General features: G+C 73.5%; 12 protein-coding genes. 1 reads left to right on the top strand and 11 read right to left on the bottom strand.

Going from position 1 to position 17,596, the window contains the following annotated elements; genetic code table 11:
• Positions 1-143: 143 nt before the first annotated feature.
• From trxA to ACFXHB_RS18915, 7 genes are all read right to left on the bottom strand, one after another.
• A complete protein-coding gene (gene trxA, locus ACFXHB_RS18945; RefSeq protein WP_380575549.1) occupies positions 144-470 on the bottom strand; it encodes a thioredoxin in 327 nt (108 codons plus the stop codon).
• Between the two features lie 134 nt (positions 471-604).
• On the bottom strand, positions 605-1,570 hold the full coding sequence (trxB, locus tag ACFXHB_RS18940; RefSeq protein WP_380575548.1) for a thioredoxin-disulfide reductase: 966 nt from the start codon (positions 1,568-1,570) through the stop codon (positions 605-607).
• Positions 1,571-1,895: 325 nt separating this feature from the next.
• The gene (locus ACFXHB_RS18935; protein ID WP_380575547.1) at positions 1,896-2,867 is read right to left on the bottom strand and encodes a zf-HC2 domain-containing protein; all 972 of its coding nucleotides are present in this window, start codon (positions 2,865-2,867) and stop codon (positions 1,896-1,898) included.
• Positions 2,864-3,631 (bottom strand): RNA polymerase sigma factor SigM, encoded by a 768-nt coding sequence (gene sigM, locus ACFXHB_RS18930; protein ID WP_380575545.1) that lies wholly within the window; start codon positions 3,629-3,631, stop codon positions 2,864-2,866. Before sigM ends, ACFXHB_RS18935 begins: the two co-directional genes overlap by 4 nt.
• A gap of 87 nt (positions 3,632-3,718) precedes the next feature.
• A complete protein-coding gene (locus ACFXHB_RS18925) occupies positions 3,719-5,680 on the bottom strand; it encodes a serine/threonine protein kinase (protein ID WP_380575544.1) in 1,962 nt (653 codons plus the stop codon).
• 306 nt (positions 5,681-5,986) lie between these two features.
• Positions 5,987-8,518 carry a murein biosynthesis integral membrane protein MurJ gene (gene murJ / locus ACFXHB_RS18920; protein ID WP_380575543.1) on the bottom strand — a complete coding sequence of 844 codons (2,532 nt, stop codon included), beginning with the start codon at positions 8,516-8,518 and terminating at the stop codon, positions 5,987-5,989.
• A 58-nt stretch (positions 8,519-8,576) separates the two neighbouring features.
• Positions 8,577-10,982, bottom strand: a complete 2,406-nt coding sequence (locus ACFXHB_RS18915) for a DUF6049 family protein (RefSeq protein ID WP_380575542.1) — start codon at positions 10,980-10,982, stop codon at positions 8,577-8,579.
• 481 nt (positions 10,983-11,463) lie between these two features.
• On the opposite strand from ACFXHB_RS18915, the gene ACFXHB_RS18910 reads away from it, so the two are divergent.
• Positions 11,464-12,912 (top strand): CCA tRNA nucleotidyltransferase, encoded by a 1,449-nt coding sequence (locus ACFXHB_RS18910; RefSeq protein ID WP_380575616.1) that lies wholly within the window; start codon positions 11,464-11,466, stop codon positions 12,910-12,912.
• 111 nt (positions 12,913-13,023) lie between these two features.
• On the opposite strand, the gene ACFXHB_RS18905 is transcribed toward ACFXHB_RS18910, so the two are convergent.
• The 4 genes from ACFXHB_RS18905 to ACFXHB_RS18890 all read right to left on the bottom strand — a co-directional run bounded on the left by ACFXHB_RS18905 (position 13,024) and on the right by ACFXHB_RS18890 (position 17,523).
• Positions 13,024-14,073 (bottom strand): hypothetical protein, encoded by a 1,050-nt coding sequence (locus ACFXHB_RS18905; protein WP_380575540.1) that lies wholly within the window; start codon positions 14,071-14,073, stop codon positions 13,024-13,026.
• A 57-nt stretch (positions 14,074-14,130) separates the two neighbouring features.
• The gene (locus tag ACFXHB_RS18900) at positions 14,131-14,790 is read right to left on the bottom strand and encodes a hypothetical protein (protein WP_380575539.1); all 660 of its coding nucleotides are present in this window, start codon (positions 14,788-14,790) and stop codon (positions 14,131-14,133) included.
• A gap of 95 nt (positions 14,791-14,885) precedes the next feature.
• Positions 14,886-16,223: an MFS transporter gene (locus tag ACFXHB_RS18895; RefSeq protein WP_380575537.1), complete on the bottom strand. Its 1,338-nt coding sequence runs from the start codon at positions 16,221-16,223 to the stop codon at positions 14,886-14,888.
• A 217-nt stretch (positions 16,224-16,440) separates the two neighbouring features.
• Complete coding sequence (locus ACFXHB_RS18890) at positions 16,441-17,523, bottom strand: inositol-3-phosphate synthase (RefSeq protein WP_380575536.1); 1,083 nt, start codon at positions 17,521-17,523, stop codon at positions 16,441-16,443.
• Positions 17,524-17,596 lie beyond the last annotated feature (73 nt).

The raw sequence follows: 17,596 nt of genomic DNA, 5'->3' as shown, positions 1-17,596 counted from the left end.
GGTTGTGGGGCGGGCGCCTGTGGCCCCGGGGGTGGGGGGCTTGGGCGGCGGCCGGAAGCGGCCGGGGGGGGGGGCCGCCACGTCCCCGCCGGGCGGCGCTCCCCGGGTGGGGGAGCGCCGCCGTCGTCGGATCGGGCCGGGGCCTAGATGAAGTCGGCCAGCTCGCGCAGCAGCGCGGCCTTCGGACGGGCGCCGGTGATCGACTTCACCGGCTCGCCGCCCTTGTAGACGATCAGCGTCGGGATCGAGATGACGTTGTACTGGGCAGCGGTCTGCTGGTTGGCATCGACGTCGAGCTTGGCGATGGTCAGCTTGTCGGAGTGCTCGGCCGCGATCTCGTCCAGGATCGGGGCGACCTGGCGGCACGGGCCGCACCAGGTGGCCCAGAAGTCGACCAGGACGGGCTTGTCGCTGTCCAGGACGTCAGCCTTGAACGTCGCATCGGTGACGGTGGTGGTGGCGCCGGCCACGGGAACTCCTAGGGGTGGAACGGAGGGGGTGCTACCAGGGAGAACAACGGGCGGGCCCGTTCTGTTTCTGCCCGGCCGGGGCGGGGGTGTTTCACGTGGAACACCCCCGCCGAGGATCGGTGGGTGCGGCGGGATCAGACCGCCACGGCGGCGGCCTGGGTCTCCAGGTCGGCCAGCGAGGCCAGGTAGCGCTCGGCGTCCAGCGCGGCGGAGCAGCCGGTGCCGGAGGCGGTGATGGCCTGGCGGTAGGTGTGGTCGACGACGTCGCCGGCGCCGAAGACACCCGGGATGTTGGTCCGGGTCGAGGGGGCCTCGACCTTCAGGTAGCCCTCGGCGTCCAGCTCCAGCTGGCCCTTGAAGAGCTCGGTGCGCGGGTCGTGGCCGATGGCGATGAACAGGCCGGTGACCGGCAGCTCGCGGGTCTCGCCGGTGGTGGTGTCCCGCAGGGTGACGCCGCTCAGCTTCGGGTCGCCGTGGATCGCCTCGACGGCGCTGTCCCACTCGAAGCGGATCTTCTCGTCGGCGAACGCGCGCTCCTGCATCGCCTTGGAGGCGCGCAGGGTGTCCCGGCGGTGGATGATCGTGACGCTGCGGGCGAAGCGCGAGAGGAAGGTGGCCTCCTCCAGGGCGGTGTCACCGCCGCCGACGACCGCGATGTCCTGGTCGCGGAAGAAGAAGCCGTCGCAGGTGGCGCACCACGAGACGCCGCGCCCGGAGAGCTTGTCCTCGTTCGGGAGGTTCAGCTTGCGGTGCTGCGAGCCGGTGGTGACGATCACCGCGCGCGCCCGGTGGACGTTGCCCTCGGAGTCGGTCACGGTCTTGATGTCGCCGGTGAGGTCCACGGCGACGATGTCGTCCGGAATCAGCTCGGCGCCGAACCGCTCGGCCTGCGCCCGCATGTTGTCCATCAGCTCGGGGCCCATGATGCCGTCGCGGAAGCCGGGGAAGTTCTCGACCTCGGTGGTGTTCATCAGCGCGCCACCGGCGGTGACGGCGCCCTCGAAGACGAGCGGCTTGAGGGCGGCACGGGCGGTGTAGAGCGCAGCCGTGTAGCCGGCCGGGCCGGAACCGATGATGATCACGTTACGGACGTCGCTCACTGCATCTCCTGGTTCGCATCGCGACCCGCGCTAGGGCGGGGAGGGCGGTCCTGCTCCGCCGCCCGGGACAACGACTGACCAGTCTCTCGCATTCCCAGGCCGATCGGCACCAGGCGCCCGCAGTGTGGGAGCGCGGGGCCGCGCCCGGCGTGGATCGCACGGGAACGGTACGGGCGCGGCGGGCCCCTCGGTGCCGCGGGGCCGTCCCCGCCGGAGCGGATCGCGCCGGATCGGTTTCCCCGGGATCCGGCCCCGGCGTTCCGGCCCCGGCGTTCCGGCCGTGGTGCTCCGGGCCGCGCCGTCCCGGGTGGCGGTGCGGCGCCGGTCAGTGGGCCGCGACGGTGCGCTGCAGCAGGACCGGGCCGCAGTCCGGCTCCCGCAGGTAGACGTCGAGCTGTTCGGGCCGGCCCGGCACCCCGTACACCAACAGCTCGGCCGGGGCCCCGGCGTAGCTGCCGTGGCCGGTGGCCAGCAGCGGGCCGGCACCGGGAGCCCGGCAGGCCGGGGTACCGCCGCCGCCGGTGAGCCCCTGCTCGCCGGCGGCGGGGGGAGCGGCGGACGGCGAGAAGGGCTTGGCGGGGCCGTCGGTGGTCGTGCCGGCGAGCAGCTGCCGGGCCTGGGCGGCGAGCAGCTCGTCCTGGTACACCGTGCCGGCGGTCGAGAGCTTCGGCTCGGCAGGCCCGGTGGCGCTGCCCGCGGCGGCTCCGGTGGCGACCGGGGCACCGGCCCGAACGGCGGAGGCATCCGCCCCCCGCGGCTCGGCGGGCCGCAGCAGCAGCGCGCCGCCGAGGCCGACCGCGAGCAGCGCGGTCGCGGCGCCGATCAGGAGAGCGGCCCGTCGCCGGCGTGGGCGGGGGCGGCCCGGTCCGGCCGGGGAGGTGGCCGCGGTGCGTCGTGCGGGCGGTGCGACGGGGGTTGTGGCGGGCTGTGCCGGGGTCGTCGGTCCCTGGGGTCGGCCGGGAGGTGCGGCGGCCCTGTGGGGGCCGTCCGGGGCCTCGGCGGCGGACCTGGCGCGGGTGGCCGGGGCGTCCGCGTCGGTGTCGGCCGCGGCGGCCGCCAGGGCGGCGTCCAGCCGTGCGGCGACGTCGGCGGGCATGACCGGGGCCGGCACCTCGCCGAGCAGCGTGCCGAGCTCCGCGAGCGCCTCGGAGGTCTCACGGCAGTCGGCGCAGCCGTCCAGGTGCCGCCGCAGTTCCTCGGCGGCCGCGGGCTCGACGAGTTCCTCGGCGAGGTCGGCGAGCTCGTCGACCGAGGGGTGCGCTTCGAAGGGGTCGGGGGAGGAGAGGGGGGCCGTCATCGCGTGCTCGCGTCTCCTTCCAGAATTGGTCGGCCGGTGTCCGGGCCTGTCCCTGTGACGGTCCTGGGCCCGGGTGGGTTCCCCGGGGGTGCAACGCGGCCGGTCCGGCCGGTCGTCGCCCGCCCCGCCCCGTCCGGTGCCGTCGGTCCGGGTGGCCCTGTTTCACGTGAAACATCGGCGGCGCCCTCGCGCAGATGCCGGACCAGGGGCAGCAGGCGGGCCCGGCCGCGTGCGCAGCGGCTCTTCACCGTCCCGACCGGTACGCCCAGCAGCTCGGCCGCCTCGGCGACGGGGTAGCCCTGCATGTCGACCAGGACCAGCGCGGCCCGCTGCTCGGGTGCCAGCTCGTCGAGCGCCGCCGCCACTTCCCGGTGCAGCTCGGCGCGGACCACCGGGGAGTCCGCCGGTTCGGCGGCGCCGACGAGGGCGTCGAGACGCCGCGGATCGTCGTCGAGCGGCTTGGTACGGCGGGAGGCGGTGCGCCGGGCGCGGTCCAGGCAGGCGTTGACGACGATCCGGTGCAGCCAGGTGGTGACCGCCGAGCGGCCCTGGAAGGTGTGGGCGGCCCGGAAGGCGGAGACCAGGGCGTCCTGGAGGGCGTCGGCGGCCTCCTCGCGGTCGCCGAGGGTGCGCAGGGCGACGGCCCAGAGCCGGTCGCGGTGGCGGTCGACCAGCAGGCCGAAGGCCTCCCGGTCGCCGGCGACGTGCCGGGCCAGCAGCGCCGCGTCGTCGTCCGGCCGGTCCGTGCCGTCCGCCACTGCCACCCCTTGCCCGTTCGTCCCGTCCCGCTCCGACCGTCCCGCTCCGTCCGGCTCCGCCGCGTCGTGCGCCGGGGCCGGACGGGCCTCCGGTCAGCCTGAGACCTTGACCTCGGCGACGTAGCCGCGGAACGTGCCGTCCGTATCCTTCGGCAGGCTGGTCATCCAGAGCAAGAGGTACCGCGTGGTGACCGGGCTCTCCAGGGCGTAGTCGAGCGTGGTGCCGCTCTGCTTGGCGCCGGCCACCGTGAAGTCGCCCGGCTGTGCCTTGGCCGGGTCGCCGGCGGCCTGCGGGCCCGGGATCCGCAGCTCCGCCGTGGTGGCGCCGACGAACTGCACGTTCACCGAGCTGACGGCCTGTGCCGAGCCGAGGTCGAGCAGCAGGCCGATGCCCTCCCGGAGAGCGGGCTTGGGGCCGAGCTGGTCGTTGTACCAGGAGGTGATCCAGGTCGTGGCCGGGTCTCCGTCGATGGCCTTGCCGACCGTGTACTTGCCCCCGGCGGAATCGCCCGCCGGGCTGTACGCCTGGGCGTTCTTGACCGGGATCGGCACCGGAGTGCGGGCGGCGGCGTGCGCGGTCGGCGACGTCGCCGAGGGCGAGGGCCCGGTGGCGGCCACCGAGGTCCGCGGGTGGCGCAGGGTGTCGACCAGCTGCCAGGAGGCGACACCGATCGCGCCGAGGGCGACCGTCCAGGCGGTCACCTTGATCACCCGGCGCAGCCGTCGGCGGGTGCGCCGGACCGGGCCCGGGCGGGCCGCGGCGGGCATCGGACCGGTGCCGGGGGCGGCCACCACCCGGGTCGGGTTGGGCGCGGTGGGCAGCGCGTGGGTGGTGTGCCGGGGCGGCGGGGCGAAGACGGGCAGCTCCGGCTCGGGCTGGCGGATGCGCGGCATCAGCGCGATCGCCTTGGCCAGCTGCTCGGGGGTGGAGATCGGCTCGGCGTGGTGCGGCGGCTGGTCGAACAGGGCGCGCGCGGCCAGCTCGGACAGGCCCTTGTGGACGCCGGCCCGGACCTGGTCCGGGGGGACGTCGCGGAGGTTCTTCGGCAGGCCCTTGAGGTCGTAGCGGTCCTCCGGGAACGGCCAGCGGTGCGTGAGCGCGGCGAACAGCAGGGCGCCGATGGCGCGGGTGTCGGTGCGCTCGGCGTCCTCGTCGGTGCCCTCGGCGGGCAGGCCGCGCAGGGCGGCGTCGACGGCGATGCCGTTGATCCGGTACTGCCCGCTGTCGGTGCGCAGCACGCAGCGCGGGGTGAGCCGCAGATGGGCCTGGCCGCGGCGGTGGGCGGCGGCGACCGCGTCGGTGACCTGGCGGACCATCTGGTACGCCTCGTGCGGCTCCATCGGGCCGGTGGCCAGCAGCTTGGCGAGGTCCGAGGCGTGCGGCAGCCACTCCCGCACCACGTAGACCAGCTCGCCCTCCTGGACGGCGTCCAGGACCTGGACGAACCGCGGGTCGCCGAGCAGCGCGGCGGACTTGGCGGCGGCCAGCACGGCCCGGGCCCGCTGGTGGCCGGAGGCCATCAGATGGACGCCGACGGCCCGGCGCAGCTTCTCGTCGACCGCCCGCCAGCTGCTGAAGGTCTCGGTGTGGGAGATGCACTCCTCCAGCCGGTACCGGTGGCCGATCTTGTCGCCGCTGTGCCGCAGCGGGGCGGGCAGGGTGCGCGGCAGGGTGGCGGTGTCGCGGGGGTCGTGGGTGGGTTGCGGGTCCTGCGGGGGCCGTCCGGAGGGGCGGGCCGCGGGGCCGGGTGCCGGCTTGCGCTTGGCGTCGCCGGCGGCGAGCTCGGCGCGGATCTCGTCGGCGGACAGCGGAGCGGTGATCTCCGAGGTCTCCTCGCTGCCGGTGGGAGCGGCCTTCGCCGGGCCCGCCCCGGTGTCGTCCGGGTCGTCGGTGCCGGTGTCGTCCGCCTCGGTGCGGTCGGCGGCGTCCGCACCGGACGTGGGGGACGGGGCCGTCTCGCCGGCGAGCTCGTCGATCGCCGCGGCCAGTGCGGCCTCGTCCGCCGCCCCGTCAGCTGCTGACGTGTCGACGACCGCCTTGGTGCCATCAGCCACCGTGGTCCTGCCTCCCCTTGTGTCGCCCCGGCCTGAGAGAGTCGCTGGAGCGCTCGGGCCGAGGCCCGGTGCTCCAGGACAATTGTGCCCACTCTTCTCCACCGGGTACGACCGCTGAAAGGCCTTCGCGGTTGCGTGCCGGTGGAGAGATGTGGTGCAGATCCGACACTGGGCCGCCGGCTCGGGCCCGGGTGATCCCGGACGCCGACGGCGGCCCAGCACCCGCCCCGTCGGGGCGGAGAACCCGGGCCTTCCGGTTGACGCCCGGTCAGGGCGCCGGCCGGACGGACCGGTTGGCGGAGCGGGTCAGCGGCCCAGTCGGCCGCGGACCATGCCCAGCATGGCGTTCAGCTCCTCGATCCGCAGCTTCTTCGCGATCAGCACGAAGACGGCGAGCTGGAGCCCGCCGGCCACCACGATGGTGAGCACACTGCCGAACCAGCCGGCCAGCACCTGCTGGACCGCCAGGCTGGCGCCCAGACCGACCAGCGCGGCCGGCACCGAGGCGGTGATCAACCGGGTGTAGGTCTTGCCGATCCGCTTGGTGTCCAGGCCGCCGATCTTCTTCTTCAGCTTGGGCACCGCCACCGTCACTCCGACGGCGTACGCGAGACCGTACCCGAAGGCCATGCCCGTCACGACCCACTCGGAGGGCAGGACGACCCAGCAGGCCAGCGAGAAGGCCGCCTGGCAGGCCGCCACCCAGACGGTGTTGGAGAACGGCGTCCGGGTGTCCTCGTAGGCGTAGAACCCGCGCAGCATCACGTACTGCGCCGAGTACGGGATCAGGCCCAGCGCGAAGGCGGAGAGCATCAGGCCCACGTTGGTGGCGCTCTCCAGGGCGCCGTCGTTGCCGCCCACCGCGTAGATCGCACGGCCGATCGCCGGGCCGAGCGAGAGGAACAGGAACGCGCCCGGGACGACCGCGACCGCGGTGCTGCGCAGCCCGTACGAGAGGTCGTCGCGCACCGCTCCGGCGTCCTCGTCGGCGGCGGCCCTGGAGAGCCGGGGGAGCACCGCGCTCATGATCGAGACGACGATCACCGCCTGCGGCAGCTGCCAGATCAGCAGCGCGTTGGAGAACGCCGCGAGACCGACACCGCTGTGCCCGCCGTCCTCGGCGGCCTTGCCGGCCGCGGTGGCGAGCTGGGTGATGACCAGGTAGCCGGCCTGGTTGGCCAGGACGAAGAAGAAGGTCCACTTGGCGAGGCGGGCGGCCTTGCCCAGGCCGTGACCGCGCCAGTCGAAGCGCGGCCGGTAGTGGAAGCCGGCCGCCCGCAGGTACGGGATCATCGCCAGCGCCTGGACGGCCAGGCCGACCAGGGTGCCGATGCCGAGCAGCCGGACGCCCTCGGGGGAGATCGTCTCCGGGGTGACACCGGTGCTGTCGGCGTTGCCGTAGACCCAGAGGAACGCGGAGAAGGTGAAGATCACCACGATGTTGTTGAGGACCGGGGTCCACATCATCGCGCCGAACCGGCCGCGGGCGTTGAGGATCTGTCCCATCACCACATGGATGCCCATGAAGAAGATGGTCGGCAGGCAGTACCGCGTCAGCGCCACGATCACGTCGGCGTTGGCACGGTCCCGCATCAGCGGGTGCGCGATCAGCTGGACCAACAGGGGCGCCGCGAGCACGGCCACGAAGGTCACGCCGGCCAGACCCACCATCACCAGGGTGAGCAGCCGGTTGGCATAGGCGGTGCCGCCGTCGGCGTCGTTCTTCATGCTGCGGACCAGCTGCGGCACGAAGACGGCGTTCAGCGCGCCGCCGCCGATCAGGATGTAGAGCAGCGTGGGCAGGGTGTTCGCCGCGTTGTAGGAGTCACCCATCACGCCGAGGCCGATCGCGGCGGCGATCACCATGGTGCGCAGGAAGCCGGTGCCGCGCGAGACGAGCGTGCCGGCCGCCATGATGGCGCTGGAGCTGAGCAGGCTGGAGACCTTGCCGCCGCCGGCCGCGGGTGCGGGCGCCGCGGGGGCGGCCGGCTCGGCGGCCAGCTCCTCCAGCGGCTCCACCGCGGGCGGGATCTGGACCGCCGCCACCTGCATGGTGGCCTCCTCCTCGGAGAGCGGCGGGTCGAACTCGATCGGCGGTACGAACGGGCGCTGCCCGTCCGGGCCGCCGCGGTAGCCCTGCGGCCCGGGGTGGCCGGGGTTCCCGTGGTACGCGCCGGCCGGGGGGAACGGCGCGGACGACGGGAACGGCGCGGGGCCGACGGGCGGCTGGGCCGCGGCCTGCCGGGCCGGCGGCTGCTGGGCGGGCGGGCTGGCCGCGGCCTCGGCGGACCGGCCGCCGAACAGTCCGTCCACGCCCACGTACTCGGTGCTCTCGGAGTCCCACGCCGAGTGGGCCGGGCCGGGCTGCCACTGCTGTTGGGGCAGCTGCTCCTGGCCGGCCCACCGGGCGCCGGCCGGGGCCGGCTGCTCCCAGCCGGGCCCGCCCTCCTGCCAGGCCGCCGTCTGCTGCCCGGCGCCCTGCTGCCCGGCGCCCTGGTGGGCCGGGGCCTGCTGCGCCTGCGCCGGGGTGTCCCAGCCGGGCTGCACCGGCGGAACGGGCGGGGTGAACGTCGCCGGGGGGACCGGCATCGGGTAGCCACCGCTCTGCGGCGGCAGCTGCGGCGGCACGTCGTACGCGGCGACCGGCTCCTGCGGCGCGGCCGGCCGGGCGGCCCGCAGGCCGTACGGGTCCTGACCGTCCTGGTGACCCTGGTACGCGTCGGCCGCGTACGGGTCCTGGGCGTAGGTGTCGGCCACGTACCAGTCGCCGGACGGTGACTCGGCGCCCGGCCGGGCCTCACCGCGGCCCGGCGGCCGCTCCTCGCTGCGCCCGGTCATGTCACCTCTTCGCTGTTGTGGGGGAGGCCGTCCCGGAGACGGGCGGGTATCGGCGGTATCAAGGACCAACCTTCTCATCACTGGTGGCCCGATCCCGGCCATCTGTGCCGCTGCCGCGCGGTGTCTGCGCGGCTCCGCCGCGTTCCGGCCCCCGCGGGCCGTCCTCGTCCGGCGTGCCGGGCGCGGTCCGGTCCGCCGCCCCGTCGGGCCGGGCGGGTCCGTCGGCGGCCGCCGGGGTGTCGTCGAGGGGCTCGTCGTCGAGGGGTTCGTCACCGCGCGGTCCGTCGCCGTCGCCGTCGCCGTCCTCGGCCCGGCGCTTGCGCTGCCGGAAGAAGCGCAGCGCCGCCAGCAGGAGCAGCACCAGACCGCCGCCGAAGACGTAGAGCACGCCGTTGGTCACCGAGGTGACCTCCACCGTGAAGACCTGCGGCTCCCCGTACTTCTGCGGGTTCGGCCCGGTGGTCCAGAGCTGGGCGGTCATGCTCACCGGACCGTTGTTCTGCGCCTCGGCCTGGAACCGCAGGGTGACGCTCTGCGAGGCGGGCAGCACCAGCTCCTCGGCGGGCCGGATCTTCAGCCGGTTGGCCTGGCTCGGGGACAGCACCAGCTTGAGGTTGGTGACCGGCTGGGTCAGGTCGTTGCGGACGCTGACCTGGAGCACCCCGGTGTCACCGGCGAAGGTGATCACGTTCTTCTTCGGTACGTACACCGCCTTGGTCAGCTCGGCGAGGTAGCCCGCCACGCCGTCCCGGTAGACGGAGCCCTCCGGGGCCTGTGCCCGCCACTCGGTCGACATCGAGCGGACCATCGCGGCGCTGAACGGGCCGCGCACCCGCTGCGGCAGGGTGAGCACCCGCATCAGGATGTCCAGATCGCTCTGGATCTTGACGGTGTCGGTCAGCGCCGAGGACGGCAGCTCGGAGGCCCGCGCCTGCGACGGGTAGTCGGTGGCCGCCGGGACGCCGCCGTTGGCCTTCGGATCGGCCGGGCCCTGGGCGAGCACGTCCAGCTTGACCGGCTCCACCCACTTGCCGGCCTGCGCCGCCTGCACGGCCGTGGCGAGCGCCTTGGCGGTGCCGGCGGTCAGGTCGCGCGGCGGCATCACCAGCAGTCCGCGCGGGTTCTGCGGCTCCTGCCGGGAGATCACGAAGGTCTCGGCGAGGAACTGCTGGATCGCGAGGGTCTGCTCCTGGGGCGTGCCCAGGTCCTTCCCGAACAGGGCGGAGACGGCCTCGTCGGCCACCACCGCGTTCTGCCCGTTGCCGATCGGCCGGACGGCGGTCGGGGTGTACTTCAGCGCCTCCGGCTCCGGCAGGCTCGCGCCGTTCGCCAGGACCAGGGAGCTGCCGGTGCGCTGGGCCATGGCCGCGATCTGCTGGTCCAGGTAGCCCTGGTACGGCCAGGCCACGTCCGAGCGGGTGTCGACCGCCAGCCGGCCCTCGACGGTCAGCCGGCCCGCGGTGGCCGCCTTGCCGAGCGCGGCGTCCACCCCCGGGAGCTCGGCCGCGTTGTGGGCGATCGAGGCGATGTCCGGGTCGGCGTACGGCAGCGCCACCACCTGGCTGCCGGGCTTCGCCACGGCGGCCCGCAGCTTGTCCAGCCAGGCCGTGGCGGCCGCCGAGCCGGTGCCCAGGACGGTGTTGTCCTCCTTCGCGGCCTTCTTCTCGCTGCCGGGCTTCTGCACCCGGTACTGCTTGGTCATGGCGAACGCGGTGTCCAGCAGGTCCGGGTCGACCACCCAGGTGAGCCCGGTCAGCGACGACCCGGTCTCCACCAGTTCGTAGAGCCGGCCGCCCGGCGCGAACTCCGCCGCCAGGCTGTCGTCGCGCAGGACCGGGATGGTCTGCTCGTTGTCGGAGAAGGTCTGCGCGGCCAGCACCGGGGCGTGCACCAGCGGCCAGAGGGTGGTGACCTTGGAGGGCTGCGCGCCGGTCGCGCCCGGGTCGTAGGGCAGGAAGGTCCGGGCGATGCCCAGCGGGCGGTCGCGCTGGTTGTCGGCGGTCGAGCCCCAGGCGTCCACGGCCAGCTCGTACACGCCCTCGGTGGACAGCTGGAGGTCGCTCACGGCGACGCTCAGCGTGTACGGCTGGCTCTGGCCCGGGCCCAGCTCGTTCAGTGCGTACTGCGGGCTGTCCAGGTCGACCCCGTCGCGGCCGGTCGGGTTGGTCCGGGTGGTGACGTCGGTCAGCTCGCTGCGGGTGGTCAGCGGCTTGCCCAGCCAGGGCTTGCGCACCGCGGCGTGGGCCGACTTCAGCACCGACTTGCCGGCGTTGGTGACGTGCCCGGTGATCGTCACGGTGCCGTTGGGGACGGCCACCGGCTTGTTCACCGTCTCGATGGTCATCACCACCGGGTACTCGGCCGAGACCGCCGTCTCGGCCGCCGGGCGGGGGCCCGCGGCGGGCAGCGCACCGGCCGGAACGGCCGGCAGCAGTGCCAGCGCGGCGCCGAGCGCGACCGCCAACCGCCGGACGGTGCGCGCCGCACGGCGCCCCGGGCCGCGCCCGTGGGCGGCACTTCCGGTGCGTTCGGCGGCCCGCCCAGGGTGTCCGTCCGCCTCCAGGCCCGAGTGCCGTGCCGGCTCGCCCACGCGCTTCGCCCTCGCCGTTCTCGATTGCTCGCTGCTCGATGCTGTGCTGCTGCGGATGTCCCGCCGGCCGGAACGACCGGCCGTGGATCAGTGGTTCGGTGGATCAGTGGTGAGGAACGCGTCCGCCCGATGGTCCGGCCGGCCGTGCCGCGCGCGGCACCGCGGCTCCTCGCCGGTGCCCGAGACTCGCTCCACCCGGCATGGTAACGATGCGGCGGGGGGTGCAGTGTTGCGGGCCTCGGGGTGAGCGGCGGAAAACGCGCGGGCAGCGGGGCCGTCGGGCCACGTACCCTTGTGTGCCGTGTCCACTGCCAATGAGCCCACCGCCCACGAGTCCGGCGCCCATCATTCCAGCATCGCCACCCAGGCCGTCCCAGGCCTGAGCGAGGCGCAGACCCTGGGGCTGCAGGAACTGCTCCGGGTTTCCCCGGTCGCCGACGAGATCGCCCGCCGTTTCCAGGCCGCCGGGCACCGGCTCGCGCTGGTCGGCGGCTCGGTCCGGGACGCGCTGCTGGGCCGCCTCGGCAACGACCTGGACTTCACCACCGACGCCCGCCCGCACGAGGTCCTGAAGCTGGTCAAGGGCTGGGCCGACGCCGTCTGGGACGTCGGCATCGCCTTCGGCACGGTGGGCGCGCGCAAGGACACCCCGCTGGGCTCCTTCCTGATCGAGATCACCACGTACCGTTCCGAGGCGTACGACCGCACCTCGCGCAAGCCCGAGGTCACCTACGGCGACACCATCGAGCAGGACCTCGTCCGCCGTGACTTCACCGTCAACGCGATGGCCGTCGACCTGCCCGGCCGGGGCTTCGTCGACCCGCACCGCGGTCTGGACGACCTGGAGGCCCGGGTGCTGCGCACCCCCGCCACCCCGGAGGAGTCCTTCTCGGACGACCCGCTGCGGATGATGCGGGCCGCCCGCTTCGCGGCCCAGCTGGACTTCGAGCCCGCCCCCGAGGTCGTCGCCGCGATGACCGCGATGGCCGACCGGATCACCATCGTCTCCGCCGAGCGGGTCCAGGCCGAGCTCAACAAGCTGCTGGTGGCCGCCCACCCGGTCAAGGGCCTGCGGCTGCTCGTCGACACCGGCCTGGCCGACCACGTGCTGCCCGAGCTGCCGGCCCTGAAGCTGGAACGGGACGAGCACCACCGGCACAAGGACGTCTACGAGCACTCGCTGACCGTCCTGGAGCAGGCCATCGACCTGGAGCGGGACGGCCCCGACCTGGTGCTGCGCCTCGCCGCGCTGCTGCACGACATCGGCAAGCCGCGGACCCGGCGCTTCGAGTCCGACGGCCGGGTGTCCTTCCACCACCACGAGGTGGTCGGAGCCAAGATGACCCGCAAGCGGATGCGTGAGCTCAAGTACTCGAAGGAGCTCACCGAGGACGTCTCGCGCCTGGTCGAGCTGCACCTGCGCTTCCACGGCTACGGCGGCGGCGAGTGGACCGACTCGGCGGTGCGCCGCTACGTCACCGACGCCGGGCCGCTGCTGGAGCGCCTGCACAAGCTCACCCGCTCCGACTGCACCACCCGGAACCGGAAGAAGGCGGCCGCGCTCTCCCGCACCTACGACGGGCTGGAGGAGCGGATCACCGAGCTGAAGGCGCGGGAGGAGCTGGACGCCGTCCGGCCCGCGCTGGACGGCAACCGGATCATGGAGCTGTTGGACCTCAAGCCGGGTCCGCAGGTCGGCAAGGCGTACAAGCACATGCTGGAACTGCGGCTGGAGCACGGCCCGATGGAGGACGACGAGGCGATCGCCGCGCTCCGCGCCTGGTGGGCCGACCAGCAGGGCTGAGGCTCACCGGCAGGGCTGGGCGCGAACGTGTTCACCCGCCCACGCGGGAGGGGTGGCTCCGGACGTTCCGGAGCCACCCCTCCCGCCGTGTGGGCCGGGACCGGCCGTCCGTCAGCTGTGGATCCCCTGGAGGCAGAGGACGTAGCTCAGGGCGGCGGAGGGGGACTCCCGGGTGTAGCTGCTGTCCGAGTCGGGCACGTTGTCGCAGGCCTTGTCGTCGCTGGTGGCGAGGATCTTGCGGAGCACCTTGTACTGCGCCCGCGAGTCCGTGCAGGACAGCATCGTGATCCGCGGGTTGGGGTCGTGGGTGGCGCCCGTCCCGTTCTCGTTGCGCAGGCAGTCGCCGGCCTTGGCGCGGTCGATGTCGCTGGGCACCGAGGAGGCCCCGGCCGGTGTGGACGGCTTCACCGCGCCCGGGGTGGTGATCTCCGGGATGGGCGGCATCGAGAACGACGGCATCGTGGGTATGGTCACCGCCGTCGGCGTGGGCAGGACCAGCGGGTGGTACGGCGTGGGGCCGCGGTCGCCGGCGCCCAGCAGGGCGCCCGTGGTGACCAGGACGACGAACGAGGTGATCGAGAGGACCGGCAGCAGCAGCATCAGCATGTGCGGCCGCTTGGTCAGCGGGACGCCCGGGTCGAGCTGGGGGCCGTGGGTGCCGGGGACCGGCGGCGGCAGGTCCTTGATCTTGTTGTGGGCGGCGAGGTTCCGCAGCAGCGTGATCGGCGTGATGATCGAGGACAGGTAGCCCCACCAGCCCTGGACCAGGGTGCGGGCCGACATGTCGCGGACCACCGCGGTGCCGCAGGTGCGGCAGAACGGTCCCGGCTGCTTCAGGAACCGCATGATGATGATGATGCCCTGGTGCCCGCGGACCGTCGTCTCCACGGCCGGGAAGCCGCCGCAGAACCGGCAGACCGGTCCGCCCTGCGGTGCCTGCTGGGCGTATCCGGCCTGCTGCGGGTAGCCGTAACCGGGCTGGGCGGGGACGCCGTAGCCGGGCGGTGCGGGCTGGGCGGGCGCGCCGTAGCCGGGCGGGGGCGGCGGCGGTGCGGCCGGGTAGCCGTAGCCGGGCGGGGCCGGCGCGGGCGGCGGGGCGCCGTACGGATTGCCGGTGGCGTAGGGGTTGGCGTCGGCCGGTGGCGGCGCTCCGTACGGCATCTGGGGAGGTGGAACGGACACAGAGGTCCCCCGTGGAAGGTCGGTCGGTGAAAGGGGTCAGGACTTCTTGACCGGCGGCACACCGGTCAGCGGGCCGAGGCAGAGCACGTAGCGCTTCTTGTTCCAGCGCCGTCCGCTCTTGCCCGACACCGTGCTGGTCGTCCCGACGGTCTGCTTGCAGCGGGTGGTGTCGGTGGTGTCGGCGAATGTGGCCAGTACCTGGTAATTCGCCTTGGCGTCAGTGCACTTGACGATGTCGACGTCGCGCGAGCCGGTGGCCTTGACGCAGTCGCCGACCTTGGCGCTGCTGACGCTCGGGCCGCTGACGAAGTAGCCGATGATCAGCGCGATGCCGCCGAGCACGGCGACGACGATCTTCAGCTTGGCCTTGGCCCCGGTCTTCCGCGCCGGCTCGGCGGGCACCGGGGGCCGGCCGTACGGCGGTTGCTGCCCGTACGGAGGCTGCTGGCCGTACGGGGCCTGCCCGTACGGAGGCTGCTGCCCGTACCCGGGTGCGGGCGGGGCCGGCGGCGGCGCGGCCGGGTAGCCGTGGGCCGGAGGCTGTCCGTAGCCGGCGGGAGGCGGCTGGGGCGGGCCGTACGGCGGAGCCGGGGGAGCACCGTACGGCGGGCCGCCCTGCGGCGGTACGCCCGGTCCGGGTGCCTGCGGGTAGCCGTACTGGGGCGGCGATCCGTACGGACCGGGTGGTGTGCTCATCAGGTTCTCCCCCGAGACGCGGTGCTGTCGCTCCGACAGATGACGTACCTTAGCGACTCACCCGGACGTGGCAGGTTTCGAGGGCGCGCGCGGACTCAGGACGCCTGGTCGCCGGGGAGCGGACCGGTCCGCCGGGCCGCCCGCAGATAGAGCAGGGCGGCGAGCGCGTACACCAGGGAGACTCCGGCGACCACTGCGACCGAGCGTCCGGAGAGCGGCAGCACCAGTGCCGTCACCAGTGCGGCGGCCACGAAGGCGACGTTGAACAGCACGTCGTAGACGGCGAAGACGCGGCCCCGGTACTCGTCCTCGACCGACTCCTGGACGACGGTGTCGGCGCAGATCTTGGTGCCCTGGGTGACCACCCCGAGCAGCAGCGCCGCGATCAGGCACGGCACCAGGGAGAAGCTCAGGCCGAGCGCGGGCACGAAGACCACCGGAGCCGCCAGGCAGAGCGTCATCCAGCCGGCCAGCCCGAGCCGGCGGGTGCACCACGGGCTGATCACCGCCGCGAGGAAGAACCCGGCGGCGGAGAGGCCGACCGCCTGGCCCAGGGTCACCAGCCCGGCGGCGCTGTCCGCCGGATCGTTGAAGGTGTAGCGCGCGAGCATCACCACGACGACGATCAGCACGCCGTAGCAGAACCGGGCCGCGGTGACGGCGGCGAGCGCGTGCACCGCCGGCCGGCAGTCCCGGACCAGATGGGTCACGGCCGCGCCCAGATCACGGGCGGCCAGCCCCAGCGCCCGGCCCAGCGGGGGGCGGTCGGGGTGGTGTCCGGGCCCCAGGAGGTCCCGGTCCATCCGGCGGGCGGCCAGCGCGGCGGAGAGGTAGAGCAGCGCGGCGACGGTCACCAGCGCCGCGTCGGCCTTCGGGCCGGGGGTCATCACCTGGTGCAGCACGAAGCCCAGGCCTCCGCCGGAGGCCGCGGCGACCGTGCCCAGGGTGGGGGAGAGCGCGTTGGCGGTGACGAGCTGTTCCTGCCGCACGACCCGGGGCAGCGCGGCGGACAGACCGGCCAGGATGAACCGGTTGAGCGCGGTGACCAGCAGCGCGGAGGCGAAGAACAGCGCGGTCGGGGCCTCGGCCAGCAGCAGGGCGCCGGTGACCAGTCCGAGCCCGAAACGGGCCAGGTTGCCGAAGAACAGCACCTGGCGGCGGCGCCAGCGGTCCAGCAGCACGCCGGCGAAGGGGCCGATCACGGAGAACGGCAGCAGCATCACGGCCAGCACCGAGGCGATGTCGGCGGGGGAGGACTGCTTCTCCGGGGAGAAGACCACGTAGGCGGCGAGCGAGACCTGGAAGACGCCGTCGGAGAGCTGGGAGAGCACCCGGGCGGTCAGCAGCCGCCGGAAGTCCCGGCCGTGGAGCAGCCCGAGGAGCGTGGCGCGCTGCTCGGACTGGTCGGTGCTGCCGTTCTCCGTGATCGCCACCCGCCCAGATTGCCATGGAACCGGCCTGTGTTTCACGTGAAACATTCGCCGGAGAATGGTGAACGGGCCCACGGCGGACCGTGGACCCGTTCAGCGCCCGGGGAGCACGCGGCTCCCGGTGTTCCGGACCCGGCGGCCGGGTACTCGGCGCGAGGCGCTCAGTACCCGGATCCGGCGTCCGGAACCCGGCGCGTGACGACCGGGATCGTCACCGAGCTCAGCGCTCGACCTCGCCGCGGATGAACTTCTCGACGTTCTCGCGGGCCTCGTCGTCGAAGTACTGGACCGGCGGGGACTTCATGAAGTACGAGGAGGCCGAGAGGATCGGGCCACCGATGCCGCGGTCCTTGGCGATCTTCGCGGCGCGCACGGCGTCGATGATGACACCGGCGGAGTTCGGGGAGTCCCAGACCTCAAGCTTGTACTCAAGGTTCAGCGGGACGTCGCCGAACGCGCGACCCTCAAGGCGGACGTAGGCCCACTTGCGGTCGTCGAGCCACGCCACGTAGTCGGACGGGCCGATGTGGACGTTCTTGGCGCCCAGCTCGCGGTCACGGATCTGCGAGGTGACGGCCTGCGTCTTCGAGATCTTCTTGGACTCCAGGCGCTCGCGCTCAAGCATGTTCTTGAAGTCCATGTTGCCGCCGACGTTCAGCTGCATGGTGCGTTCGAGGATGACACCGCGGTCCTCGAACAGCTTGGCCATCACGCGGTGCGTGATGGTCGCGCCGACCTGGGACTTGATGTCGTCACCGACGATCGGCACGCCGGCCTCGGTGAACTTGTCCGCCCACTCCTTGGTGCCCGCGATGAACACCGGGAGGGCGTTCACGAAGGCGACCTTGGCGTCGATGGCGCACTGGGCGTAGAACTTGGCCGCGTGCTCGGAACCGACGGGCAGGTAGCAGACGAGAACGTCGACCTGCTGGTCCTTGAGGATCTGGACGACGTCGACCGGGGTCTCGTCGGACTCCTCGATGGTCTCCCGGTAGTACTTACCCAGACCGTCGAAGGTGTGGCCGCGCTGGACGGTGACACCGGTCGGCGGCACGTCGCAGATCTTGATGGTGTTGTTCTCGCTGCTGCCGATGGCGTCGGCCAGGTCGAAGCCGACCTTCTTGGCGTCGACGTCGAAGGCGGCGACGAACTCCACGTCACGGACGTGGTAGTCACCGAACTGGACGTGCATCAGGCCGGGGACCTTGCCGGCCGGGTCGGCGTCCTTGTAGTACTCGACACCCTGCACCAGCGACGCGGCGCAGTTGCCCACGCCCACGATGGCTACGCGAACCGAACCCATTCCGGTTGCTCCCTGTGATCTCATGAGGGCCGCCGGTGCTCGGCGGCTCTCGTCCTGCTTCTTCGATGAATGC

The organism is Kitasatospora sp. NPDC059327, assembly GCF_042752535.1.
GTDB lineage: Bacteria > Actinomycetota > Actinomycetes > Streptomycetales > Streptomycetaceae > Kitasatospora.
The sequence above is the reverse complement of the archived record's forward strand: the minus strand, read 5'-3'. Positions and strand labels throughout refer to the sequence as shown.